24 protein-coding genes, 1 pseudogene and 1 riboswitch are annotated in these 23585 nt (G+C 44.9%); of the genes and pseudogenes, 6 read left to right on the forward strand and 19 right to left on the reverse strand.

Translation table 11 applies throughout. The features are described from left to right. Nucleotides 1-6: 6 nt before the first annotated feature. The 4 genes from ltrA to BQ4305_RS01500 all read right to left on the reverse strand — a co-directional run bounded on the left by ltrA (nt 7) and on the right by BQ4305_RS01500 (nt 3497). Nucleotides 7-1266: a group II intron reverse transcriptase/maturase gene (gene ltrA, locus BQ4305_RS01485; RefSeq protein ID WP_110926134.1), complete on the reverse strand. Its 1260-nt coding sequence runs from the start codon at nt 1264-1266 to the stop codon at nt 7-9. A gap of 158 nt (nt 1267-1424) precedes the next feature. After that, the gene (locus BQ4305_RS21190) at nt 1425-1595 is read right to left on the reverse strand and encodes a hypothetical protein (RefSeq protein ID WP_199880500.1); all 171 of its coding nucleotides are present in this window, start codon (nt 1593-1595) and stop codon (nt 1425-1427) included. A 504-nt stretch (nt 1596-2099) separates the two neighbouring features. Further along, entirely contained in the window at nt 2100-2933 is an 834-nt protein-coding gene (locus tag BQ4305_RS01495) for a YihY/virulence factor BrkB family protein (RefSeq protein WP_110926135.1), read from the reverse strand. Between the two features lie 18 nt (nt 2934-2951). Continuing rightward, nucleotides 2952-3497, reverse strand: coding sequence for a YtxH domain-containing protein (locus tag BQ4305_RS01500; RefSeq protein ID WP_110926136.1), 546 nt, complete (start codon nt 3495-3497; stop codon nt 2952-2954). Nucleotides 3498-3721: 224 nt separating this feature from the next. On the opposite strand from BQ4305_RS01500, the gene BQ4305_RS01505 reads away from it, so the two are divergent. From BQ4305_RS01505 to BQ4305_RS01520, 4 genes are all read left to right on the forward strand, one after another. Next, nucleotides 3722-3946 carry a DUF1128 domain-containing protein gene (locus tag BQ4305_RS01505; protein WP_110926137.1) on the forward strand — a complete coding sequence of 75 codons (225 nt, stop codon included), beginning with the start codon at nt 3722-3724 and terminating at the stop codon, nt 3944-3946. 145 nt (nt 3947-4091) lie between these two features. Then, nucleotides 4092-5342: a molybdopterin molybdotransferase MoeA gene (locus tag BQ4305_RS01510; protein ID WP_110926138.1), complete on the forward strand. Its 1251-nt coding sequence runs from the start codon at nt 4092-4094 to the stop codon at nt 5340-5342. After that, entirely contained in the window at nt 5336-5863 is a 528-nt protein-coding gene (gene mobB, locus BQ4305_RS01515) for a molybdopterin-guanine dinucleotide biosynthesis protein B (protein WP_110926139.1), read from the forward strand. Before BQ4305_RS01510 ends, mobB begins: the two co-directional genes overlap by 7 nt. 2 nt (nt 5864-5865) lie before the next feature. Further along, the gene (locus BQ4305_RS01520) at nt 5866-6108 is read left to right on the forward strand and encodes a DUF2164 domain-containing protein (RefSeq protein WP_110926140.1); all 243 of its coding nucleotides are present in this window, start codon (nt 5866-5868) and stop codon (nt 6106-6108) included. A 119-nt stretch (nt 6109-6227) separates the two neighbouring features. Here the strand turns inward: BQ4305_RS01520 and map are convergent, their stop codons facing one another. The 7 genes from map to BQ4305_RS01555 form a co-directional block, all read right to left on the reverse strand. Then, nucleotides 6228-6977, reverse strand: a complete 750-nt coding sequence (gene map, locus BQ4305_RS01525; RefSeq protein ID WP_110926141.1) for a type I methionyl aminopeptidase — start codon at nt 6975-6977, stop codon at nt 6228-6230. 219 nt (nt 6978-7196) lie between these two features. Further along, the gene (locus tag BQ4305_RS01530; RefSeq protein ID WP_110926142.1) at nt 7197-7712 is read right to left on the reverse strand and encodes a type 1 glutamine amidotransferase domain-containing protein; all 516 of its coding nucleotides are present in this window, start codon (nt 7710-7712) and stop codon (nt 7197-7199) included. 72 nt (nt 7713-7784) lie between these two features. Further along, nucleotides 7785-8108, reverse strand: coding sequence for a late competence development ComFB family protein (locus BQ4305_RS01535; RefSeq protein WP_324611553.1), 324 nt, complete (start codon nt 8106-8108; stop codon nt 7785-7787). Between the two features lie 55 nt (nt 8109-8163). After that, nucleotides 8164-8931 carry a flagellar motor protein MotB gene (gene motB, locus BQ4305_RS01540; protein WP_110926143.1) on the reverse strand — a complete coding sequence of 256 codons (768 nt, stop codon included), beginning with the start codon at nt 8929-8931 and terminating at the stop codon, nt 8164-8166. Continuing rightward, entirely contained in the window at nt 8924-9712 is a 789-nt protein-coding gene (gene motA, locus BQ4305_RS01545) for a flagellar motor stator protein MotA (RefSeq protein WP_110926144.1), read from the reverse strand. Before motA ends, motB begins: the two co-directional genes overlap by 8 nt. Nucleotides 9713-9986: 274 nt before the next feature. Then, nucleotides 9987-11639: a M20/M25/M40 family metallo-hydrolase gene (locus BQ4305_RS01550; protein ID WP_110926145.1), complete on the reverse strand. Its 1653-nt coding sequence runs from the start codon at nt 11637-11639 to the stop codon at nt 9987-9989. Nucleotides 11640-11663: 24 nt separating this feature from the next. Then, nucleotides 11664-12749 (reverse strand): AbrB family transcriptional regulator, encoded by a 1086-nt coding sequence (locus BQ4305_RS01555; RefSeq protein ID WP_110926146.1) that lies wholly within the window; start codon nt 12747-12749, stop codon nt 11664-11666. A 266-nt stretch (nt 12750-13015) separates the two neighbouring features. Here BQ4305_RS01555 and mreBH point away from each other — a divergent pair, with 266 nt between their 5' ends. Both mreBH and BQ4305_RS01565 read left to right on the forward strand, forming a co-directional pair. Next, complete coding sequence (gene mreBH, locus BQ4305_RS01560) at nt 13016-14023, forward strand: rod-share determining protein MreBH (RefSeq protein ID WP_110926147.1); 1008 nt, start codon at nt 13016-13018, stop codon at nt 14021-14023. Nucleotides 14024-14250: 227 nt separating this feature from the next. Next, entirely contained in the window at nt 14251-15129 is an 879-nt protein-coding gene (locus tag BQ4305_RS01565) for a YihY/virulence factor BrkB family protein (RefSeq protein ID WP_234396843.1), read from the forward strand. Between the two features lie 100 nt (nt 15130-15229). Here the strand turns inward: BQ4305_RS01565 and BQ4305_RS01570 are convergent, their stop codons facing one another. The 8 genes and pseudogenes from BQ4305_RS01570 to BQ4305_RS01605 form a co-directional block, all read right to left on the reverse strand. Next, nucleotides 15230-16393 carry a DHH family phosphoesterase gene (locus BQ4305_RS01570; protein WP_110926149.1) on the reverse strand — a complete coding sequence of 388 codons (1164 nt, stop codon included), beginning with the start codon at nt 16391-16393 and terminating at the stop codon, nt 15230-15232. 230 nt (nt 16394-16623) lie between these two features. Then, nucleotides 16624-17094 (reverse strand): 6,7-dimethyl-8-ribityllumazine synthase, encoded by a 471-nt coding sequence (gene ribH / locus BQ4305_RS01575; RefSeq protein ID WP_110926150.1) that lies wholly within the window; start codon nt 17092-17094, stop codon nt 16624-16626. Between the two features lie 58 nt (nt 17095-17152). Beyond that, nucleotides 17153-17779 (reverse strand): annotated as a pseudogene (gene ribB / locus BQ4305_RS01580) (3,4-dihydroxy-2-butanone-4-phosphate synthase); the annotation flags it as partial. A 13-nt stretch (nt 17780-17792) separates the two neighbouring features. Further along, nucleotides 17793-18434 (reverse strand): riboflavin synthase, encoded by a 642-nt coding sequence (gene ribE / locus BQ4305_RS01585; RefSeq protein ID WP_110926152.1) that lies wholly within the window; start codon nt 18432-18434, stop codon nt 17793-17795. Nucleotides 18435-18595: 161 nt separating this feature from the next. Continuing rightward, nucleotides 18596-18724, reverse strand: a riboswitch (FMN riboswitch). 286 nt (nt 18725-19010) lie between these two features. After that, nucleotides 19011-19184, reverse strand: a complete 174-nt coding sequence (locus BQ4305_RS22065; protein ID WP_324611554.1) for a polysaccharide deacetylase family protein — start codon at nt 19182-19184, stop codon at nt 19011-19013. A gap of 523 nt (nt 19185-19707) precedes the next feature. Further along, on the reverse strand, nt 19708-20886 hold the full coding sequence (megL, locus tag BQ4305_RS01595) for a methionine gamma-lyase (RefSeq protein WP_110926359.1): 1179 nt from the start codon (nt 20884-20886) through the stop codon (nt 19708-19710). Between the two features lie 131 nt (nt 20887-21017). After that, nucleotides 21018-22163, reverse strand: a complete 1146-nt coding sequence (locus BQ4305_RS01600) for a DEAD/DEAH box helicase (RefSeq protein WP_110926153.1) — start codon at nt 22161-22163, stop codon at nt 21018-21020. A gap of 77 nt (nt 22164-22240) precedes the next feature. Beyond that, nucleotides 22241-23527 carry an ATP-binding protein gene (locus tag BQ4305_RS01605; protein WP_110926154.1) on the reverse strand — a complete coding sequence of 429 codons (1287 nt, stop codon included), beginning with the start codon at nt 23525-23527 and terminating at the stop codon, nt 22241-22243. Between the last annotated feature and the right edge of the window lie 58 nt (nt 23528-23585).

The raw sequence follows: 23585 nt of genomic DNA on the forward strand, positions 1-23585 counted from the left end.
GTTCCATTAAGTTTGACGCAGAAATTCATATCGATTATATAAACTTTTCAACCCTCGGTGACTCCAATACAAGTTATTGAGGGTTTTGTGTAAGATTGGACTACAGGCTATTCTCCAATATTTCTTTCTGGAGTTTCCCCATTCATATGCCTTTTGGTCAGGGACACCTAGACCTTTGAGTTTTCTTACTCTTGTCCTCGGTTTCTTCCATTGTTTCCATTCAAGCATACGGAGTCTCCGTCTAATCCACTCATCAAATTCTTTAAATTTACTTGGTGTATCAGCCAATGCAAAATATCCACACCATCCCGTTAGATATTGATTTAGTTTCTCGATTCTAACTTCCATAGGAATTTGTTTAGAACGGGAGGTTAACTCCCGTATTTTAGCCTTAAACCTTTTAATACTTTCATTGGCTATTCGAACCTTCGGTTTCTTATTGACCGTAAAGCTAAAGCCAAGAAACTTTCGTTTCCACGGGCGATCAACTGCTGACTTTTCTCTATTTACTTTGAGCTTTAATTTCTGCTCAATAAAGCATGTAATTGAGTTCATCACTCGTTCTCCAGCTTTCTTCGATTTCATGTAAATATTACAATCATCGGCGTAGCGGACAAACTTGTGACCTCTCCTTTCTAACTCTTTATCAAGTTTATCCAAAAGGATATTCGAAAGAAGGGGGCTCAGTGGACCTCCTTGTGGTGTTCCTTCTTCTGCATCATAGACTACACCATTCATCATAATTCCTGCTTGGAGATATTTCCGTATAAGTTTCAAGACCAGCCGGTCTTGGATTCTACTTGCTAATATCCCCATTAACTTATCATGATTGACTCTATCAAAGAATTTCTCCAAGTCCATGTCAATCACCCATCTATAACCTTCACTTATATATTCCCTTGCTTTACGAACCGCATCATGACCTCTTCTATTTGGTCTAAACCCATAACTATGTTCTGAGAAGGTTGGGTCAAGAAGTGGGGTTAGAACTTGGGCGATAGCCTGTTGAATGAACCGGTCTGTCACGGTAGGTATTCCTAGTAATCTTACTCCACCGTTCGGTTTCGGGATTTCGACTCGACGGACTGGGTTAGGTTGATAGGTACCTTCCCTTAATGAATCACAAAGAGTTTCCCAGTTCTCATAGAGATGTCTTCGTAGGGATTTTACGGACATTCCATCTATGCCGTGACTCCCTTTGTTCTTCTCCACACGTTTAAGTGCTTCTATTAAGTTTTCCCGTGACAGAATCAGATCCATTAACATGTGATATTTCCTTTCGACGTGAACGTAGAAATCTAATTATGTTATTCCTGCTCCACCCTCATGAAGTCCCCTGTGGAATTCACCACTTCCTCCTTCAAGTAAGTCCTTTCGGATTGTCTGCTTCTATACAGGAATTATATGCCTAGTTCTCGTTCTTCCTAATAGTTCAGTCCTTCCCATTCCATCTCGAGTTGGAATGGTACTATGACCTCGGCTGACTTCTGATTGTTCAGCTGTCCATCGCTGGATAGGTTACCAAGGGAACTTGGCGTTCCAATCAGACCTCCCCGGGTAAGAGTACAGTCTTTCCCTCCATCTATCTGCTTCATTTACTCTGTACCACCTTCGGCAGTAAGGACTTCGTTTTGTTGTGCAAACTCATCCAATGGTACCTAGCCTTATATGAAGTTCGTGTTCCTCAGACCGGAGGTTTGCCGCTCGCTTCCTTCAGATTCTGCGTCACCACAGACACCCTTGCGTTAAGCTAACCATTACTACTGCCTTCATGGTTCGGGACTCTCACCCTATAGACTGCACCCATGCCGGGCGCACACAGAAAGGCCTTCGGAAGGGATTCCTTCCGAAGGCCTTTTGTCGACAATCTGAAGCGGATCACATTTGCTGTGATCCGCTTTTTTTCATACAGCTGATAACCTAATGGTAGCCGTTCTTTCCGTTAGCAGAACCGGATGTTTTATGTTTGGAGCTTTTTTTGCCCTTTTGTTTTGTATTTCCGTTCCTGTTGCCCATTATTCATCCCTCCCTGAGATTATAACGTTCCCCCATAGTATCTCGCAGCTGAAGCAAGGATAATCTCGGGAATGACAGGGAAATCATCTGCAATTTGGTTTCGTTTTCTTCATATGCAGGGCATTGATTTCCCCGCCAATGATAATAATCAATCCGGAAAGATAGAACCAGATCATCAAGGCAATAATTCCGCCGAGACTCCCGTATGTCGTGGAATAATGGGCAATTCGGTCAACATAATAGGAAAACACAAAAGACGTGATCATCCATCCTGCGGTTGCAAATAAGGCACCGGGAAGAATGCTTAAACAGTTCAGCCGCAGATTGGGGGCCATCCAATAGAGCATCGCGAACACAATCACCAGAACGAGGAAACTGATTCCCCAACGGATTCCGTTCCAGATATCCAGGAAGGCTTCTGAAAAACCAAAGCCCGAAAATAAAGCAAAACCGATCTGCTTTCCAAAAACGGGAAGCAGCAGAGCCACAACAATCACAAACAGCATCGCCAGCGTGAGAATGACGGACATGCCCCTGGCAACAAAAAAAGAACGGCTCTCTTTCACTTCATACGCTCGGTTAAAGGCTTTGACGATTGCATTCAATCCATTCGAAGCAGACCATAATGTTCCGATAATTCCCAGAGACAGCAGGCGGCCGTCTCCTTTCAAAACCTCGCGGAGCTGGGACTCGATCATTTCCATGGATTCTTCCGGAGCAAAGGCCCGCAATGAATGCAATAATTCCTCATTCGAGAACGGCAAATACGCCATTAACGTGAATAACACGATTAACAGCGGAAAAAGGGACAATATAAAAAAGTAGGACAGCTGCGCGGCAAGACCGGCGATGTCATCCTGTTTAAAACGATGTATAAGATGTCTCAAAGAGGATAAATCGAGCCATTTAACCGTCATACCGCACCTCTGTCTGCATTATTGATATAAAGAGCTTTTTCTTTCAATCACTGGATATTCGTCCTCCAGATCATCTTCTGTCAACAGGGAATCATCGCTTTTGCCCGGAACAGAATCTTCATTCCGTAACGGAACCTGAATGCCTCTTCCTTTTCTGGAAGTATAGCTGTCCCTCTCATCGGCCTGTCTTCTGCTTGAATCGGGCACAGCATCATGTTCGTCTGAAGTGAAGGCTTCCTTCGTTTCCTTTACAACAGAAGCTACTTGCGGCGGAATATTTTTCATTTCCTCCATCCGCTCTGAGATGAAAGCGACATCGCTTGAAATTTTCTCGATGGTCGTCCTTACTTTGGCGGAAGTATCACGCATTTGATTCAAAAATTGGGTCGGATTTCCGGCAGCGTTCTTAATGCCTGCCAAACATTTCTGGCTGTTATTCCGGACAGTCTCCCGGGTTTCCTTATCAAACAGGCTGATGGCGGCCCCGGCAAAAGCTCCTAAAAAAACGGCCTGCATGAATTTGCTTCTCTTTTCGTCCTTATATTGTACGCTGTAATCTCTCATATATTCTCCTCCTCTACATATATTGAATTATGTGCTTGGCTATATTATACCCAAAATTCTCGGCTGTCTTAAATCGATATATCTTTTCCCTTCCAAAAGTTATTCAAAACCAGCAGAATCAACCTATTTCTGTTAGGCAAAGACCGGAAAATTGATTGACTTATAGAAGGAATCATGAAAAGATAAATTTAGTTATTATGAACGATGTGAAAGGATGAGGAAGATTGGATTTAACACAAAATACACCTGAAACTGTTTCTTACATGATTGATGCAATTACCGACAAATTAAGAATGATGAATATAGGAGCGATCAAGTCAACTGACTTCAACTCTGCCATGCACGCTGAGCTCCATGATATTTATAAGCTCGTGATGAAAAAATCCAGCTTCAGTCCAAATGAAATGCAGGCCATTGCTGAAGAACTCGGAAAACTGAGAAATATGTAACAGACAGGCAGTCCTGATTTTGGGGATTGCCTCTTTTTTATTTATTTTTCCTGTATCAGTAAAAAGCGGGCAATCCCTTTCATGTTAGGCCCGCGAACACTTTGTGGTATAGTGTTAATAGAATTTTTCTAAGGAGTGAGACGCAATGCTCGAGCGAAGAAAACCGATTCCTGTAGCCGAAGCGGTCAGCAGGGTCATGGAACATACATTATCTGGTGAAACGGAATGGGTGTCCATTGAAGATAGCCATCAGCGCTATTTAGCCCAGGATTTAAAGGCGACGAATGATGTCCCACCCTTCAATAGGTCCCCTTATGATGGATTTGCCTTACGGTCTGCAGATACAGAAACGGCCAACGAATTTGAAGTGATCGAAGAATTGGCGGCCGGCATGGTTCCAACCAAGCAAGTGCAGCCCTTCCAGGCTGTGCGCATCATGACAGGGGCACAAATCCCTGATGAATGCGACTGTGTAATCATGATGGAATTAGTGAAGGAAATCGAGAGAGACGGCAAGAATTACATACAGTTCACGCGAACCTTAAAGAAAGGGGATAACGTTTCTTATAAAGGAGAAGATGCCAAGGAAGGCGACATTCTTGTCAAAAAAGGCACTTTCATTAATCCCGGAATTCAGGGGGTGCTGGCTACTTTCGGCTATCACCGTGTGCCGGTAGCGAAAAAACCGATTGTCGGACTGTTTGCCACTGGCTCCGAGCTCCTCGATGTGGACGAGCCGCTTCAGCCCGGGAAAATCCGCAACAGCAATGCTTATGCCATGATGGCCCAAATCACCAGGGCAGGAGCGGAATACCGTTATTACGGTAAGCTCAAGGACGAGCTGGATGCAAGCTTCGAGGCGATTCGGAAAGCTTTGGATGAAGTAGATATTCTGATCACAACCGGCGGAGTTTCTGTCGGAGATTTCGACCTTCTTCCTGACATCTACAAAAGACTCGGCGCTGAAGTCCTATTCAATAAAATCGGTATGAGACCGGGCAGTGTCACAACGGTTGCGGCGATGGAAGGGAAAATCCTGTTCGGTCTTTCCGGCAACCCTTCTGCCTGCTATGTAGGCTTTGAGCTTTTGGCAAGACCTATCATCCGTCATGCCCTGTTTTCTGAACAGGTCCATTTGAAAAAGGAAGAAGCCATTTTAGAAGAGGATTTTCCAAAACCAAACCCCTTCACCCGTTTTGTAAGAGCGAAATTATATTATGAAAAAGGACAATTGAAGGTAGTGCCGAGCGGAAAAGATAAATCCAACATTGCCATGAGCCTTGCCGGAGCCAATTCCTTCGCCGTCCTCCCTGGCGGTACACGGGGATTCCAGAAAGGAGATAAAGTACAGATTCTTCTGCTGGAAGACCAGGAAGGAAGCAGCTGGCCATGGTAAAGCCGTTTATCTTTCAAATCTCCGGCTATCAAAACAGCGGAAAAACGACGCTTGTCTCAGAGCTGATTTCCTTTCTTCGCCAGTCAGGCTATGACGCCGCCGCCATCAAGCATCACGGGCACGGCGGAGAACCGGATCGGCTGGAAGGCAAAGATTCCAGTGCCTTTTACGGGGCTGGAGCCGCTGTCTCCATTGTGGAGGGCCAAGGATCGGTTGAACTGCATGGACGTCTGCCGGAAAAGAAACGCTCGCTGGATGACATGATTCAGCTGGCTTCCTTTTTCGAGCCTGATGTCCTCTTAGTCGAAGGCTTTAAAAAAGAAGCATACCCAAAAGCTGTAATCATCAGGGAGGAAAAAGATTTGGAGCTTGTGAATAAGCTGAGCCAGATACAGGCCGTCCTTTTCTGGCCGGCGATGGAGAAAAGAGTGCAAAGCCTGCATACCGGTCTCCCTTTCTTTTCCATCAAGACAAAGGATTTTCACCACTGGCTCCTATCCCTAATTCAAGAGGAGGAATGACCATGTTCGTATCTTTCGACTCCGCCAGAAAGCGGGCTATGATTGCAAGCATCCAGGAGTATGTTTCACGGGAAACAGGAGAGGAAATTGGCGAAATCGCAGCGGAAATTCATTTGGAATTCATCATGGATAAGATTGCCCCTTATATTTATAATGAAGCGATCAAAGATGCCCGGAAAACAGTAGAAGACCGTCTGGGCGCAGTGGAAGACGATTTATATGCCCTTGAACGCCCATTGAAATAAAGAAACAGAAACATTGATTTTTTAGAATCAATTGAAGTGAAAAGACACATGCGTCCGAAGTAAAAATTTATTTCATTAAAAACGAAGGAGGATTCCCAACCAGGAGTCCTCCTTCGTTTTTATTTTTGTTCTGTCAAAATAAGCGGGCCGTCTTTGGCGATGGCAATGGTGTGCTCATACTGTGCTGAATATTTCCCATCAGCAGTTGAAGCCGTCCATCCATTCGGATCCCGGGTGGCCTTGTATGTACCGACATTCACCATAGGTTCAATTGTAAAGACCATTCCCTCCTTAATCCGTGCGCCTTTATGGGGCAATCCATAATGCGGAACCTGCGGGTCTTCATGAATCACATTTCCAATTCCGTGACCGATAAAATCCCGGACAACGGAGAATCCTTCCGCCTCCACATAGGACTGGATGGCATGGCCGATATCGCCAATCCGATTTCCCGGAACCGACACTTCAATTGCTCTATACAGGGATTCCTTTGTCACCTCCAGCAATCGCTCCGTTTCTTTTGATACATTCCCTACCTTATAGGACCAGGCAGAATCCGCTAACGCGCCATTATAATTCACGACCATATCAATCGTTACGATATCTCCGTCTTTCAGCGGGGACTTTCGCGGAAACCCATGACAAATTTCTTCATTAATGCTGGCACAGGTTGCATATTCATAGCCTTTATAGCCCTTTTGTTCCGGCTTGGCTCCTCGTTCCTTCAAGAACCGGTCAACGAACTCTTCAATTTCCCAAGTCGTAATGCCGGGAACAATCATTTTGGCAATTTCTTTATGGCATGCAGCCAGGATTTTCCCGGATTCATGCATGGCTTTTATTTCTCTGTCAGACTTAAGCACGATCAAACCAAGACACTTCCTTCTTCTTTTTGTCTATTCTTATATTACTTGAAATTTCCGCAGATATGAATGATTAATACTTAAAGAAACGCCGTCCGGTTCTGTTCCTTGTAAAAAGACGTCCGCGGAGATTGGAAACACACAAAAAAGCGGAGAAGGGCATCTGCCTTTTCTCCGCTTGCTGTATGCAAGGCTGAAAAACGTCCTATACTCTTAAACCATTCTTTAGCCCAATAATCTCAAGGCTTCGCGGTTGAATGCCGGAAGATCGTCAGGCTGTCTGCTTGTCACAAGCTGATCGCCGCAGACAACCACTTCCTTGTCCTGAACATTTGCACCCGCATACTCCATATCCACTTGAATGGATTTATAGCCAGTAGCATTTCTGCCCTCCAGCGTTTTTGCCGTGATCAAGAGCTGAGGACCATGGCAGATAGCGAATACAGGTTTCTTTTCATCCATAAAAGATTTTGCAAACTGGACAAATCGATCGTCCGCACGCAGCTGATCCGGAGAAAAACCTCCCGGAATGAACAGAGCATCAAAGTCTGCCGGATTTACCGTATCAATGCTTTCATCAATGGAAACCTCTGCTTCACCCTGCTTGCCTTTAACGGATTTGCCTTTTTCTTTTTCAATCGTTGTAATTGTATGGCCGGCTTCTTTAAATGCCTTGGCAGGATCTGTGTACTCCACATCCTCAAACATGTCTGTAATCACACAAGCGATTTTCTTACTCATAATCAATCATCCTCCCAGTCATATAAATTAATCTCCCTTTATATGTTTCCCGTGAGGAACGATGCTAAACGTTCATTTTCCTGCTGCAAGCCCTGTATTTCCTTCTTTTTCATTCGATGTCACATGTTTTGGATACTTGCCGACAACATGGATGGAACTGATAATCCGCTTATTAATCCAGTTTCTGTTTTCCTGTGTGTTCAGCTGTGAAAATATCTTATCTCTTCCTTCAGCAGATGTAACATAATAGGCCGGCAAATTATTTAAGCTCAATGTGATGATATCGAGTCTGCATTTATCACATTTACAAAATGTTTGGTATTCCGTTCCTGTCATTAACACCTGAACCCACGCTGACACGATTTCTTCCATCACATTGATATATTCTTTCTCCAAAGTACTTCCTCTTTTCATTATCTATAAAATAGAAAACCTGTCTGATTGACAGGTTTCATTCCTCGGATTGTTCACGCGGCATAATCAAGATTTCTACCCGGCGATTTTTCGCACGGCCTTCTTTTGTACTGTTGCTCGCTACTGGTTTAAATTCCCCATAGCCTTTCGCACTGAACCACTCAGGATCAAGCTTTTTATTTTCAAGCAGCAATTTCATAAAATTGACAGACCTCATGACACTCAAATCCCAGTTTGAATCAAATTGATTCGTTTTGATCGGTACATTATCGGTATGGCCGCTGATTACAATGCCCCTTGGGGGATTCATGACAAGCAGATCAGAGATTTCCTTTGCCAGCTTCTCATCTTGTTTCCTGACACTGGCTGCCCCTGACTCAAATAATACGTTATCACGGATCATGACGTGCAGCCCGTCATCTGAAAGGGTCGTCTCCAATTTATTATCAAGCTTCTTCTCGTTGATGAACTGATTGACACGTTCTTGAATTTCCGTGAGCTCCTCTTTTTCAGAATCTCCAAGATTCGCTTGTCCATCAAGGTCTTCTGCCCCCTGTTTCTTTTCCGGGGAAGTAGGAAGTTCACTCGGATTATCACTTGGATATTCCATGAAACTGGATCCGCTGTTAAAGACCTGATTAAACACATTGGACAGCTGCTGGAACTTCACCGCATCTACGGAGCTTGAAGCAAACAGCACAATAAACAGGGCAAGCAGCAGCGTCAATATATCTGCATAAGGAACAAGCCAGGATTCATCTATATGCTCCTCATGCCTTTCTTTTTTTCTGCGCCGTTTAGCCATCTTCCCTCTCACCCTCCAGCCATTTTTTGCGGTCCTGCGCCGGCAAATACGAGGTTAACTTTTGTTCAATTGTCCTTGGTGCTTCTCCTTCTATAATCGACAGGATGCCTTCTATCATCATTTCCTTGATACGCACTTCCTCCATCGACTTTCGCTTTAGCTTATTGGCAAAGGGATGCCAGAGGACATACCCCGTATAAATCCCCAGCAGCGTCGCAACGAACGCAGCTGAAATCGCATGTCCCAGCTCTTCCGTATCCGCCATGTTGCCAAGTGCGGCAATCAAACCAATAACCGCTCCAAGCACCCCTAATGTCGGTGCATAGGTGCCAGCCTGTGTAAAAATGGCCGCTCCCGCTCTGTGTCTTTCTTCCATCGCATCAATTTCTTCCGATAAAATATCGCGTATATAATCTGCGCTCTGTCCCTCTACGGCCAGGTTCAGACCGTTTTTCAAAAATTGGTTGTCCAGCTGCTCAGAAACAGTTTCCAATGCCAGAAGGCCTTCCTTCCGGGCAATAACCGCCCACTCTGAAAACGTCTTGATGAGCTCTTCCGGCTTCATCAGCTTTTGCTCTGTAAAAAGGATTTTGAACAGTTTCGGTAATTTCTTAACCTCTGACATAGGCACTGCCGTCAGTACTGCTGCCATTGTTCCTACGATAATGATCATAATGGCTGCAGGGTTGATCAGCGCTGATAAACTGACGCCCTTCAATACCATTCCTACTAAAATGGCCGCTACCCCAAGCAGCACTCCTATAAAAGATGTTTTATCCATTTTATTCACCCACTAAATTAGAATCTCATTTGTCTATTTTATATATCGACAGTGCCTCCGAAAAAATGAGTCCATTTTCTTTATATTCTTCTAAACTGGGTAAAATGGCTCATAACGAAGTGAAATGGCAGCCCTTTTCTTTCATCCAAAACCGTTTTCTGTGGACAAAAAGAAAAACTATCAACCCCTGCAGAGAAGTTTGATAGTTTTTGGTGATGCGTATGAATTTCCGTTCCAGGGCCGCTTGCTTACCGGGGCCACAGATCGATGCAGCTCATTCTTTCCCTTCCTGCCATTTTTCGACCGCGTGTCTCAGCAGATCAGGAAGGATTCCGGTCGAAAAGGGAAGCTCCAGCCGTTCCGTGCGTTTATGGGCGTCCTTGCCGTACGGGCCGATATTGACGGTTGGGATATCCAGCTTCGCTATCTGTTCAAGCGGCAAATGGTACCGTCTGTTATATAAAGGCATTTCCGCCTCTATAGCGCCAATGACCTTATCGCCATCCATGAGCCGGCAGTAGCTTACGTCCGACAGGCCCATAAAAAATTGCTGCAGCTTGATTTCTGTTTGATAATCATGCAAAGCCTTAGCCTGTATGGTCTCCGTCAGGCGCAGCAAGAAGTCCTCTTTCTGATTTTCCTTATTAAGCGATACATGCGGATAATAAGGAGGAGCCAGCATGACGAGGTAAAAAGGAGCGAGATCGGTAAAATACCCCGCCATTTCTTTTGCCAGTTCCACCGTCAATTCCCGGTAATCAAACTCCACATCCGTCCACTTCAAAAACAGGTTCTCCATGTCTTCCTTAAACCTGTCCCCATACCTTTCTACGCCAAGTTCATACAGACTGGAATACGTGTATACACGGGGTTTTGGCGGCTGGGAAGCCACTCCGCCGGCGGCGTATACCGCTTTGAGCCGTGAATGAATTTCCTCAGCACTGTCCTCCGCCTTTTTCACAAGTCTTTTCATCGTTTCGTCAGGTGTCTGCTTGAGGGTCATAATATTATATAACCCATAGGCATAGGTCGGTGTCTGAACATTGTAGCGATCCTTCAGATCGGTCAACTTCAGACAGATGGGAAGGGGACCCTGCTCCCCTCTTGCCCGATCGGCAAATTCCGGCGACAGTTCCATCTGAGCCGTGAAAACAGCAGCCATCCAGGATGCATTGACCCCTTCAAGCGGCTCTCCTGCATGGGTCTCCTTCCCGGAACAGAAGACAAGCGGGAGCATCTTGCCGACAGAGCCTGCGTATATATATTTGGATTCATCACCAGGATAATTCGAAAAAGAAGGCTCTGAACAAATCGCAAATGAATAATCAAGCCCTTCCTGCTCCTTCAGCCTTAGCAGGAGATTGACAGCCGCAAGCATCCCCTCTGAATTCCGCTCTTCATCCGGCGTGGAGAGGAACAGAATATTTCCCTTGAATGAATCCTCACGGGCGGCCCATTCTGACAGGAGAGCCAAATGAAGCGCAATTCCCGCTTTCATGTCCATGCTTCCTCTGCCAAAAAGCCATTCCCCTGAGTCCAGTTCCTTCTGAAGGAGCGGATCAGACGTTTCTTCCTTCAGTTTTTCCAGATATGCATCCGGATCAAAGGCAAACTCCTGGAAATGACCGCAGTCATCGACTCCCACCACATCATAATGACTTAAGAGAATGAGCGTCCGCCTGTCTGCCGGATCCTTCCCCTTCAGCAGCGCGGCCACAGCTTCCCTTTCCAGAGAATCCCCCACAATCTTTTCACGAAAAATATTCGTCTGATGTTTCTGGAAGTAAGGGATTTCCATCAGAATGGCGGTCAGTTCATCCGCCATATCCTTTTCTTCTAAAGTACCTGAAATGCTCGGAATGCGGACAAGCCTTTTGACTAGTTCGACGATGGCTTCACTCGTATTCCAGTGTTGGCGCTTTTTCACTTTTTTCTGCCCCCTTTATTACAGTCACTGCTGTGCACGGCTGCCCGCCGTCTTATTGCCCATCCACTTAATCAGCGGCGTCAATAAGAAAAGAATGAACAAGATTCTGAATAGATGAAAGCTGGTCACGATCGATACATCAACATGAACAGAGAGAGCCGTAACAGACATTTCAGCCACTCCTCCGGGAGCAATGCTGAGAAAGAGCTCTTTCATCGGCACAGCCGTAGTCCATTGCCAAAAAAGGGCAAGTCCATAGCAGAAGCCAATTAAGAGAAGATTATGAAGAAAAACCATCCCAAACATTTTCCGGAACATCCCCGGTGTGTCGAGTTTCAGAGTAAAGCCGAGGTGGGCTCCAATCAGCAGCTGAGCAGCATTCAGCCAGAATGAAGGAATCTGCGGTGCCTCCGGTCCTGTAAGATTGAACAGGACCGCCGCCAGCAGCGGCCCCAGCAGGAAAGGCAGCGGCATTCTGATTTTGAGTCCTGTCCATAAAATAACCGCTGTTACCGCGATGAAGCCAAGAAAATGCCAGCCGCTGTACTGAAGGAAAAAAAAGCTCCCATCCCCAGACAGAACAGTGTCCCCTGACTCATGTGTCAGTACATGGGTTACCAGCCAAGGAACAATCGAAATCACAAGGACGATTCTCAGCGTCTGCATAAAGGCAACAGCAGAGGCATCCGTATCTTTCAATTCCTCACTCAGAACGACCATCTGGGTCAATCCCCCCGGGAAACTTCCAAGCATAGCCGTATTAAGGGAGATATTCATGGCCTTGGCCATAAGCCAGGCGCTTATCACTGTAAATAACACCGTCACGACCGTTGAAATAAGCATGACAGGCAAATGAGAAGCCATTTGCTGCAGAGCTTCCTTCGTAAAGGAGCTTCCGAGCTGGACTCCCAGTACGAGAAGACCGATGCTCCTGTAAATCCTCGGCCAATACAGGTATGGCCTCCATTTCATTTTGGCCAGCATAATGACGAAAAGCGGACCAAGCATCCACGGAAGAAAAATTCCAATCTGATCAAATAAATAGCCTCCGCCGAATGCAAGCATTGCAACTAAGAATATCTTGCTGAGAACGATTCCTTTATTTTTCATATGTTGACCTCTTTATGTATGTGTCTTCCATTCTATCATACTTGGATGATGCTTCTTTTTGTTTATTTCTGCCCGTTTTTCCCCTTATTTCCTGCTTTATTTCTCCTGGATCTGAGTCTATTCTCCCTATTTCACACCCTCATTTCAGGTAAAATGATTCATTTAGGAGTCTTCCATAAATTACATTCAATTTTGACCCCCAAAAATCGACATCTTTAAGTAGAATATATAGATGGGGGTCAAACTCTTAAGAAGGGGTGACTATAATGTTATCAAACAATGAAATTGGTATCGATTTAGGAACAGCAAATACATTAGTTTATAGTAAAAATAAAGGAATTGTACTTAACGAGCCTTCTGTGGTGGCCATTGATATAACGACGAATACCGTGCTCGCGGTTGGAACCGATGCAAAAAACATGATCGGGAAAACCCCAGGAAATATCGTCGCGGTCAGACCGCTGAAGGATGGCGTCATTGCCGATTTCGATATTACTTCGCAAATGCTGAAACAAATCATGAAAAAAGCCAGCAAAATTCTTGGATTGTCTCTTAGGAAGCCAACTGTTGTGGTCTGCACTCCATCCGGTTCCACTTCTGTTGAAAGACGGGCAATTGAAGATGCAGTGAAAAGCTGCGGGGCAAAGCATGTCCATTTAATCGAAGAACCTGTTGCTGCCGCAATCGGCGCAGATCTTCCAGTGTCCGAACCAATCGCCAACGTCGTCGTAGACATTGGAGGCGGAACAACCGAGGTTGCCATTATTTCCTTTGGCGGTGTCGTTTCATGCAATTCGATTCGAATCGGCGGAGATCAGCTGGATGAGGATATCGTTCAATTCATCCGCAAAAAGTATAATGTCTTGATTGGGGAAAGAACCGGAGAAATCATCAAAATGGAAATCGGCTATGGCTTAATTGAACATGAAGTGAAATCCATGGAAGTCAGAGGACGGGATTTAGTAACAGGCCTTCCGAAGACCATTACGGTTACTTCCGTTGAAATCCAGGAAGCGATCCGTGAATCTTTGCTTCACATTTTGGAAGCCATCCGGTCTACGCTTGAGGATTCCCCTCCTGAATTGAGCGGTGACATCGTGGATCAAGGTGTTGTCTTAACTGGAGGCGGAGCATTATTGAACGGAATGCAGGATTGGCTTGCAAGTGAAATTGTCGTCCCCGTTCACATCGCCCCCCAGCCGCTTGAAGCCGTGGCTATCGGAACGGGCCGTTCACTGGGTGTAATCAATAAGCTCCAAAAAGCAGTCTACTGATTTTTACATAGAAAAGCAGATGAAGAGATTTCCTCATCTGCTTTTTTATTTGGTTTTTTGTGCTCTTCTTATCGATATCCAGAAGCCTTCCTCTCTGCTTTTATCAATACGCCATGAATGCCGACTCCATAATCGGTAAGAGTCACAAATAGAAGAAACGGTTTATAGGTTACATTTTTCGGCAAAAGGGAATAAGACGGATAAGTAAATGTCAGGAGTGAATGCCCATGAAAAATAAACTGATTTCACTAGGAAAAGAGTTGAAGAAAGAGGTTAATGAGGACAGAGCAACCGGATTGGCTGCCGAGCAGGCTTATTACTATCTGCTTTCGCTTTTCCCTTTAATGATCCTGCTGCTGTCCATTCTCCCTTATTTGCAGATTGAACCGTCCGAAGCACTTAAATTTATGAATCAGCTGCTTCCGTCGGAAACAACTTCTGTCCTGGAGGAGAACATTGTTAAAATCTTGAGCAATCAGAATGGCGGATTATTGACTGTCGGAATTCTTGGTACTATTTGGTCCGCATCCAACGGTATGAACGCCTTCATCCATGCTCAGAATATCGCTTTCGATGTGGAGGAAAGCCGCGGATTCATCAAAGCAAGAGCCATGTCCGTCCTGCTTACCTTTTTACTGATTTTAGCCTTTATCGTTGTATTGGTTCTTCCTGTCTTCGGTTCAGTCATTATGAATATGATCAATCAAATCATCCCGGTTCCAAGCGGAATTCAGACATTAGTCGATGTCCTTCGCTGGGTCGTGGCAGTAGCGGTTCTTTCCATCGTGCTTGCTTTGCTTTACCGCTATGCGCCCAATAAAACATATCCATTTAAGCATGTTTTGCCCGGAGCCATTACAGCAACTGTTTCCTGGCTGATTATTTCATTAGGATTTTCCTTTTATGTCAGTAATTTCGGCAACTATTCTTCCACCTATGGCGGTCTGGGAGGCGTCATCATATTGATGATTTGGCTATATATGACTGGCTTAATCCTGGTCATCGGCGGGGAAATTAACGCCATGTACCATCGCCATCATTCCGTTCCCGAACAGGCGAAACCGAAAATTCCCAAGTCATCGGCTAACTCTACTTTTAATCGTTAAATGAAAAAATATCAAATTTCTCCTCACAGAGAAATTTGATATTTTTATGCTGTATGGATTTCCATTGCAGGACGTTCTCCATGCTGTTGTTCCATTTTCTTTATTTCTTTTTCAAATATTCTTCATGCTTATCATCATGCGCAAGCCATGCACTGTATTTCCTCTTAATATAGCGTTCAGCTTCTTTGAATGCCCCGAAACTTTTTGGCTGCTTCTTCCCGTTCAAGTCATAAACCCATGTCTCTTCTTCCGGCCGAATGAAGATTTCTTGTTTCGCTCTGTTGATATACAGATTTCCCTGCGGCGACTCTTTTACATGGACCTGGTTGCTTGGGGCATCCCGTTTAATCGGATCTGAAAAAAAGGTCTGTTCGACAAACTGCTTGAATGCTTTTTCTGTCATCGTACAGCCTGCCGCTTTTTGATGGCCCCCGCCTTCATACTTGGCCGCAACTTCTGACACGTCGATATCATCATGGACGGTCCGGAAGCTGATTCTTTTGCTGCCAACCATCGCAATGGCAATATAGTCTAAATGAGAGAACTCCTTCGAAAGTTCATTTCCCAATTCAGAATGATAAGATTCAGCATGAACAATACCAGCTACATGAGGTCCAATTCCAGCCTGATAGACTTCGCGCTTTTTCCTGTTTATGTATCTCTCCACCCTGCCTTCTTCCATTTCCAGCAGTGTATTCTCTAAATCATCAAAAGCAAAACTCTCCTCATTCTGGAGCTTAGACAGAATTTTGGTTTCGAAGTTTTCCATTGGAAACATATAATAAAGATCGTTCAGGCGTTTTGCCCTTACATTTTCATTTGCTTCCCATTCCCATGTATCATACTGACGAACCAATTCAACGAATTCCTCCACGGCTTTGGACCGCTTCAGACCGAAATGTTCCACAGCATACTCATAGAACAGGGAAGTCGCCGCTGTCTGTTTGCCGTCTTCCTGCAAAACCGTAACATGCGCCCAGCTGTTTTTATTCAAATGCAGCGCAGACTTATGATGATCGATCAGCAAGGCTCTGCCGCCTTCTGATATAAAATCATTGATTTTCTTTTCATTTTCTTCATTGACTGATAAATCTGTCACGACAATGATATCTTCCTTGGCTGCCCCCTCAAGAAAACCCGCTACTTGATCATTCAGCCTGCCAACGGAATTATAACTGACGGCGACTTCCTCGCCCAATGCGAGTTTGGCGACAATCCCGCAGCCAATCCCGTCCAAATCATTATGTGTAAAGAGATGGTACACACAAACCCCTCCTATTTCCGAATATATTTTAATGTTCCCTAAAGAATGAAATTCATAGGCGTTACTTGGTTTACCTCTGCTATTTTAACATGTTAAGGCCCATTCGTTCCCTTTTTTCGTCTGACGCTGCTAAAATATCCATTTTCATCCATACATTATATTTTTTCTATCCGTGTCCAGCTAATCTTTTTAAAAGGAAAAAGGGACCTTGACGGCCCCTTTTTACCTGTTTATTGTTCAATTAATTTCCCGAGATTAGCCATTTCAATCGCAGAAACAGCTGCCTCATAGCCTTTGTTTCCTGACTTAGTGCCAGCACGTTCAATCGCCTGTTCAATATTTTCGGTCGTCAGCACGCCAAAAATGACAGGAACTCCTGATTCGAGACTGACAGAAGCAATCCCTTTGGCACTTTCGTTACATACATAGTCATAATGAGTAGTAGAGCCTCTGATTACCGTCCCTAAACCAATGATGGCATCATATTTTCCTGTGTTCACCATTTTCTTGGCAATCAGCGGGATTTCAAAAGCTCCCGGCACCCATGCCACGTCAATTTCGGCTTCTTCCACGCCATGCCGCTTCAAACCATCAAGGGCACCGTCCAGCAGCTTGCTTGTAATAAATTCATTAAACCTTCCGACCACAATCCCCACTTTCAATCCTGATCCAATTAATTGCGCTTCAATTACATGATTCATCCTTATTTCCTCCTCAAAGATTCTCTTTTTTATAGTTTCTTATTCAAACGATTGGCTGTTTTGCTTCCCGCCTGACCGCTGCTTCGTTTTTCCGCCGGTAATCGGCAAGGTCTGCAATCGTGATAAATTTCAAATCAAACCTGGCAGCAATCTTTTCGAGATCTGGAACACGCGCCATTGTTCCGTCTTCCTTCATAATTTCACAGATGACGCCGGCAGGTTTAGCCCCGCAAAGCTTGGCCAGATCGACCGAAGCTTCCGTATGCCCTGTGCGCTCAAGGACACCGCCCTCTTTAGCCACAATCGGAAAAACATGGCCTGGCCGTTTAAAGTCCTCAGGAACAGAGCCTTCCGCAAGCAATTTCAGGATTGTCGCTGACCGTTCAAAAGCGCTGATTCCAGTCCGTGTGCTTTGATGGTCAACGCTGATGGTAAAAGCTGTCCCAAGCTGATCCGTGTTTTCAGCGGTCATAGGATGCAGATGAAGCTTTGCAGCCAATTCCCCGGTGATTGTCGTACAAATCAAGCCCCGGCCATGCGTAGCCATAAAATTAATCGCTTCCGGAGAAGCATGTTCCGCCAAAATGACAAAATCCCCTTCATTTTCGCGATTCTCATCATCTGCTACAATGACCATTTTACCGGCCTTCAAATCTTTTACTGCTTCTTCTATTGTATTGAACATCGTTTGCGCCCCCTCAAAAGAATCCATTTTCCGCTAAAAAACCGGCGGTCATTTCTTTTTTTCCATTTCCTGTTTCCAGCTGGTGCACAATATATTTTCCGATCATGTCTGCTTCAATATTGACAATGTCCCCGGCCTGTTTCTGTCCCAATACGGTATCTTGATGGGTCAGCGGAATTAAGGAAACCATTAGCCTGTCTCCCTCAATGCCAAAGATGGTAAGACTCGTCCCATCAACAGCAATGGATCCTTTTGGAATACAATAACGGCCAAGCCCTTTATCCAATTGGATGTGATAATAGACGGCATTGGCGGACCGTTCTGTTTTAATAATGGTTCCTGTCCCATCAATATGGCCCGAAACAAAATGCCCGCCGAATCTTCCCTGCGCACTCATCGCCCGTTCCAGATTGACAGACGAACCGGGCTTGAGCCGGCTGATCGATGAGGCCTTTACCGTTTCCGGCATCACATCGGCCGTAAACGAACGTTTGCTGAATGAGGTAACCGTCAAACAGACACCGTTCACAGCAATGCTGTCTCCAAGGTGAACATCCTCTGTAATTTTTTCAGAACCGATGTCCAGAACCAGACTGTTTTGGCCCTTCTTCACTGCTTTTACTATTCCGATTTCTTCTATGATTCCAGTAAACACACAACTCCCCCCCTCTTCTGTTTTTTATAAACAAAATCAAAAAACCCCTTAAGAACACCTAAGGGGTACGGGAGAATATGGCCAATACATGTATAACCAAATAAGCCTGCTGTTTTTTTAAAAAAAGTCAGACTGCTCCTTATACATAAAATTCAGCTTCATACGTCCTTCTCCCATCCAGACTTTACTGTCGGCTTTGGAATCTCACCAAATCCTGCCTTTACAGGCTCGCGGGCTAGAATTTCTTCATTACCGCCGGTTGGGATTTACACCCGACCCCGAAGGACAAAATATTACGTTTTGATTAATCCAGTCTGCCCAAGTCAGCTCCAAAATCCGACATGGGTGAATCATCTGGATACCCTATTTATATCACTCACGCCAAAAAAGGGCAAGAGAATACACTCCCTTGCCTTGCATATAGTATTTTTTCCTCAGCTTCCCGAGTTCAGCCTGCTCGGGTTCTTTTTGGTTAGCTGTTCCATACAACCATTATGCCATTACTGATTTTGCTGTTTCAGGTAACAAATGTATACCTTTCTTCTGACAGCGATTCAAGTTTTCCTTCAATGAATTTTAACTCTTCTCCCGTCTAATAAAAGAAGACGATTTAAACATCATGCGCTGATGCGAATACGTATGATTTCCCCCCTGATGACCGGCTTTGACGATTTTTTTTTCTGCCTCAGGATTTTTTTCCATCTCGTTTCCAATCAGAAAAAAAGTAGCTTTCGCATCATACTGCTCCAATAATGGTAAAATGCCGTCCGCATTTTACGTTGGGACGTCATCAAAATGCTGCCATTTTTCCCCTTCATCTCTACTTGATCAGTCAGCCCGCCGTCCAGCTGAAAACTTCTGGAATTCATAAGTTTATTGTTGCTCAGTAATGAAAAGATAACAACTGCAGCACTCCATGCCAGAAACCATTAATGTCTTTTTCATAAAATGGCCTTTCTTCTGAAAGTTATCTAAAGCATGCTGGATATGAAATGCGCTTTTGATTAGACCAGTCCAGTAAATATGGAACAATATCTGGACAGAATCTTACCCTCAGAGAAAAAGAGACCACTATAAAAATAAATAAAGCGAAATGGATTTTATTTCAGGGACCCTTCCTGGGGGACACGGTCCGAGCCTGCAGTCTCTTCCCTGTGCTGTTCCCCAGAAGTCGTCCATCACTTAAATTCAGTCATTTCTTAGCTACTTATATCCTAAGAATTCTCTGTTTCTGTCCAAGCCTTATTGCATCCATAAGACATCTCCTCTTTTTTTATCCATTCAGTGCCTGCTCGAGGTCTTCCCATATATCCTGCCACGCCTCAAGACCGACAGAAAGGCGGATCAATCCGTCGGATATGCCCATCTCCTGTCTCATATCAGCCGGAACTGCTGAATGGGTCATTGTAGCTGGATGCTGAATTAACGTTTCAGCATCTCCGAGAGAAACCGCAATCCGGATGAGTTTCAGCCTGTTCAGCATAGCCTGGGCATCCTCCTTCGTGCCCTTCAGCTCGAAAGAAATCAGACCGCCGCCTGCTTTCATTTGTTTTTTGGCAATCTCAAATTGCGGATGCCCTGTATCTCCCGGAAAATATACCCTTTTCACCCGAGGGTGGGCTGTCAGCTTTTTCACTATTTTTTCTGCATTTTCACTGTGCCGGTCCATGCGTACCGGGAGAGTTTTCAAGCCCCTTGCGAGCAGCCAGGCATCGAACGGGGACAGAATCCCGCCCACATCTTTTTGCACCGTGGCTGCCAAATTCTGAATATATGCCTTCTTGCCAACCACAAGCCCTGCCACCACATCTCCATGTCCGCCGATATATTTTGTGGCACTGTGGAGGACAATATCACAGCCTTTTTGAAGCGGCTGCTGTAAGTATGGAGTAGAGAATGTATTATCCACGACCGCCGGTATTTGATATTCCTTCGCAACCGTGGCGGCCATTTCCAGATCAATCAGCTGCATGGTCGGATTGATCGGCGTTTCGATAAAGATACAGGCTGTTTCAGGGCGAATTGCCTGGCGCAGTTCCTCCTCTGATCCCATATCACAAAAGTTATGCGAGATCCCGTACTTTTCTTTTAAAAGTTCCAGCAGCCCAAATGTGCACCCATACACACCTTTCGAACAGAGAATATGATCCCCTGATTTAGTCAGCGACAGTAGCACTGCAGATACGGCCGCCATCCCTGATCCAAAGGCAAGCCCCGCTTCTCCGCCTTCTAACAGTGCAATTTTCTCTTCTAAAACTCTAACGGTCGGATTGCCAAGCCTCGAATAGATATAGCCGTCTTCCTGTCCGGAAAATCTTTTTTCTCCCTGTTCGGCTGTATCAAATACAAAAGTGGATGTTTGAAAAATGGGCGGCACCAGGCTTCCCGCATACCGGGTATCACTGGCTCCATGGATGGCCGCCGTTTCTATATGCTGATACTTTTCCCCCATCTGTTTCCCTCCTCCGTCTCTCCCTGCATCATATGCCCAAGGGCGGGCTCCTGGAAGCGTCGGCAAAAAAAATATCAACCTCCTCTGTGAGAAAGTTGATATTTTAAACTTTTTGTCCCAGGCTCTTCTCTTTATCGTTCTTCCACTAAGCTTCCTTTATAAAAGGATTTTTTTGTAAGTTGGATATCGAGCGCGCGGGCTATTCGTTTCAAATCTTTTTCTTCCCGTTCATTCACGATAGAAATAACGGTTCCATCGGCACCTGCCCGTCCTGTCCTGCCTGAACGGTGCGTATACTGTTCAGCACTTTCAGCGACATCTACATGGACAACGGTCGTGAGCCCTTTCACATCCAGTCCTCTTGCGGCTACATCTGTTGCCAAAAGAAGCGGAGATTTACCCGACTTTAAATACCTGACGGCCTTTTGCCTCTCCATCTTGTTCGACTCTCCATGCAAGATTCCGACATTAAAGCCCTTATATTTCATTTTTTCCCCGATTACGGTTAGCTCTCCAATATCATTCAGGAAGGCTAATGCCTTGATTCCATCTATTCTTGCAATTTTTTCAAGCACCCCGAATTTTTCACGTCTTTCGGCAACAATGTAGATGTGCTCTACTTTCGACTCGATAGCCTTGCTTTGTTCTGAACGGTCAACTTTCACGGTTTCCGGATTTTCCATGAACTCGCGCGCACGCTGTTCCGTTTCTTCCGGCAGTGTAGCTGAAAACATCATGACCTGACGATCCTTCAGTGTTGATTTAATAATATTCCGGATTGTATCCAGATGTTCAGGCACAAGCAGCTGATCCCCCTCATCCAGAACAAGCATTTTCACTTCATGCATCTTTAATTTCTTTTGAGCGATCAGTTCATATATCCTGCCTGGAGTTCCGGCAATCACCTGCGGCCGTTTTTTTAATTTATCCAGCTGCCTTTTAACATTGGCTCCGCCGATAAAGGCTGCACCGGAAATGCCGCTTCCTTCGGACCAAATCCGGATTTCCTCATTGATCTGCATGACAAGCTCCCGGGATGAAGCCAGGATAAGTGCCTGCGGAGCGGTTTTTTCCGGATCTATTCGTTCAAGCAGGGGCAGCAGGTAAGCCAGTGTCTTCCCTGTCCCTGTCGGTGATTCTGCAAGCAGATCTCTGCCTTCCAGGATGGCAGGAATGGCCTTGGATTGGATCGGCATGGGCTGCATGTAACCCGATTTTTCCCAGGCCTTCTGTATAAACGGGCTCATCTCAGCCAGCATTGTTGGTATTTCGTTCATATCGTTCTCCTTCTTCAGTACGCAATTTAACAAGATTTCATTCTTCCATCTTCACACTGGAAGTTCACGTTCTTCATTTATAGTACCATTTGATCTGTCTCTGTGGCTAATGGAATTCTGATTGATACAGCTGTCCCTTGATTTTTTTCACTTTCTATGGTGATTTCACCCTTATGGCGATGAATAATTTTGAAGCTGACAGCCATCCCCAGGCCAGTCCCTTTTTCCTTTGTCGAATAAAATGGCTCCCCGACATGGCTCAGCCGGTCCGGCTCGATGCCTATTCCACTATCGGATATAGTCAGGAGGACATTTTCCTTATCTCTATCCAGCTTAATGTAAATCTCTCCGTGTCCAGTGATTGCTTCTATGCTGTTTTTTATAATATTAATTAAGACCTGTTTGATCTGAGTAGGATTTGCCAAAATAATGAGAGACTTGGCTGTTTCTTCATAAATTAATCCAATATTACTCAGGTTCGCCTGCGCTTTCATCAGCATGATCACCTGCCGGATGCATTCTCCGACATTCACGGCACTGTAAGTCTCATCCTGCTGCTTCGCCAGAACGAGCATCTCCCCGGAAATGACATTGATTTGTTCAATCTCATTTTTCATGATTTCCAGATGCTCGTCGTTTACCTCTTTTGTCATCTCCATCAGCTGCACGAACCCTTTCAGAGAGGTCAGCGGATTTCGGATTTCATGGGCAACCGCAGCAGCCATATGGCCGATGACCGAACGTTTTTCCGAGATAATCATTAATTCTTCATCACGCCTCATCTCGGTAATATCTCTGGCAGTCATATAGGCTCCTCTTACTTCGCCCTGAACAATGATCGGTATGAATGAACAGCGTGTCGTCTTCGTTTCCCCGTTAACAGCCACAATGTCAATTTCGAATTTCACAGCTTCTCCATTTAAGGATTGCTGTAAATAGACAGTCGTCCGTTCTTTTTCTTTTTCAGGAAACAGAAAAGCAACCGATTTTCCTTCAAAATATTCTTTTTCATACCCATACAAGTCTTCTGCTTCCTTATTGACCGTCACAATTTGCCCGATGCGATCAATTTCAAGGACCGCATCGGGATTTTCATTGAATAAAGAACGATATTGTTCATTCACCTTCAATAAATCAGTCTGGGAACGCAGCAGCTTCTCCATCATATTCCGGCTCAGCAGGAATAAGATTACGGAAGAAACCAGAATATAGATCCAGCCTTTTGATTGCTGGAATTCAGCAAATAAATCGATGTTCTCATGGGATAGATTTCTTGAAATGATATCTGTGCTAATAATCCAGGCGAGTGCCGCAGCAATATATAGAACCGTGATTTTTACTGCCATTTTATATGATTGTTTCATTTTTTACCTCAAAAAAGAAAGTTTATATTTATTATTTCCTTTAAAGCAATATTTTACT

The organism is Bacillus massiliglaciei, from assembly GCF_900098925.1.
Lineage (GTDB): Bacteria > Bacillota > Bacilli > Bacillales > DSM-1321 > Peribacillus > Peribacillus massiliglaciei.

What these genes read in the sequence shown, in the direction of transcription:
- mobB (WP_110926139.1), top strand. Translation starts at nt 5,336, where the DNA reads ATGGTAAAGCCGTTTATCTTTCAAATCTCCGGCTATCAAAACAGCGGA.
- motA (WP_110926144.1), bottom strand. Translation starts at nt 9,712, where the DNA reads ATGGATAAAACATCTTTTATAGGAGTGCTGCTTGGGGTAGCGGCCATT.
- BQ4305_RS01565 (WP_234396843.1), top strand. Translation starts at nt 14,251, where the DNA reads ATGAAAAATAAACTGATTTCACTAGGAAAAGAGTTGAAGAAAGAGGTT.
- BQ4305_RS01510 (WP_110926138.1), top strand. Translation starts at nt 4,092, where the DNA reads ATGCTCGAGCGAAGAAAACCGATTCCTGTAGCCGAAGCGGTCAGCAGG.
- BQ4305_RS01605 (WP_110926154.1), bottom strand. Translation starts at nt 23,527, where the DNA reads ATGAAACAATCATATAAAATGGCAGTAAAAATCACGGTTCTATATATT.
- BQ4305_RS01500 (WP_110926136.1), bottom strand. Translation starts at nt 3,497, where the DNA reads ATGAGAGATTACAGCGTACAATATAAGGACGAAAAGAGAAGCAAATTC.
- motB (WP_110926143.1), bottom strand. Translation starts at nt 8,931, where the DNA reads ATGGCTAAACGGCGCAGAAAAAAAGAAAGGCATGAGGAGCATATAGAT.
- BQ4305_RS01530 (WP_110926142.1), bottom strand. Translation starts at nt 7,712, where the DNA reads ATGAGTAAGAAAATCGCTTGTGTGATTACAGACATGTTTGAGGATGTG.
- megL (WP_110926359.1), bottom strand. Translation starts at nt 20,886, where the DNA reads ATGGGGGAAAAGTATCAGCATATAGAAACGGCGGCCATCCATGGAGCC.
- BQ4305_RS01555 (WP_110926146.1), bottom strand. Translation starts at nt 12,749, where the DNA reads ATGAAAAATAAAGGAATCGTTCTCAGCAAGATATTCTTAGTTGCAATG.
- mreBH (WP_110926147.1), top strand. Translation starts at nt 13,016, where the DNA reads ATGTTATCAAACAATGAAATTGGTATCGATTTAGGAACAGCAAATACA.
- BQ4305_RS01495 (WP_110926135.1), bottom strand. Translation starts at nt 2,933, where the DNA reads ATGACGGTTAAATGGCTCGATTTATCCTCTTTGAGACATCTTATACAT.
- ribH (WP_110926150.1), bottom strand. Translation starts at nt 17,094, where the DNA reads ATGAATCATGTAATTGAAGCGCAATTAATTGGATCAGGATTGAAAGTG.
- BQ4305_RS01520 (WP_110926140.1), top strand. Translation starts at nt 5,866, where the DNA reads ATGTTCGTATCTTTCGACTCCGCCAGAAAGCGGGCTATGATTGCAAGC.
- BQ4305_RS21190 (WP_199880500.1), bottom strand. Translation starts at nt 1,595, where the DNA reads ATGAAGCAGATAGATGGAGGGAAAGACTGTACTCTTACCCGGGGAGGT.
- ltrA (WP_110926134.1), bottom strand. Translation starts at nt 1,266, where the DNA reads ATGTTAATGGATCTGATTCTGTCACGGGAAAACTTAATAGAAGCACTT.
- BQ4305_RS01600 (WP_110926153.1), bottom strand. Translation starts at nt 22,163, where the DNA reads ATGAACGAAATACCAACAATGCTGGCTGAGATGAGCCCGTTTATACAG.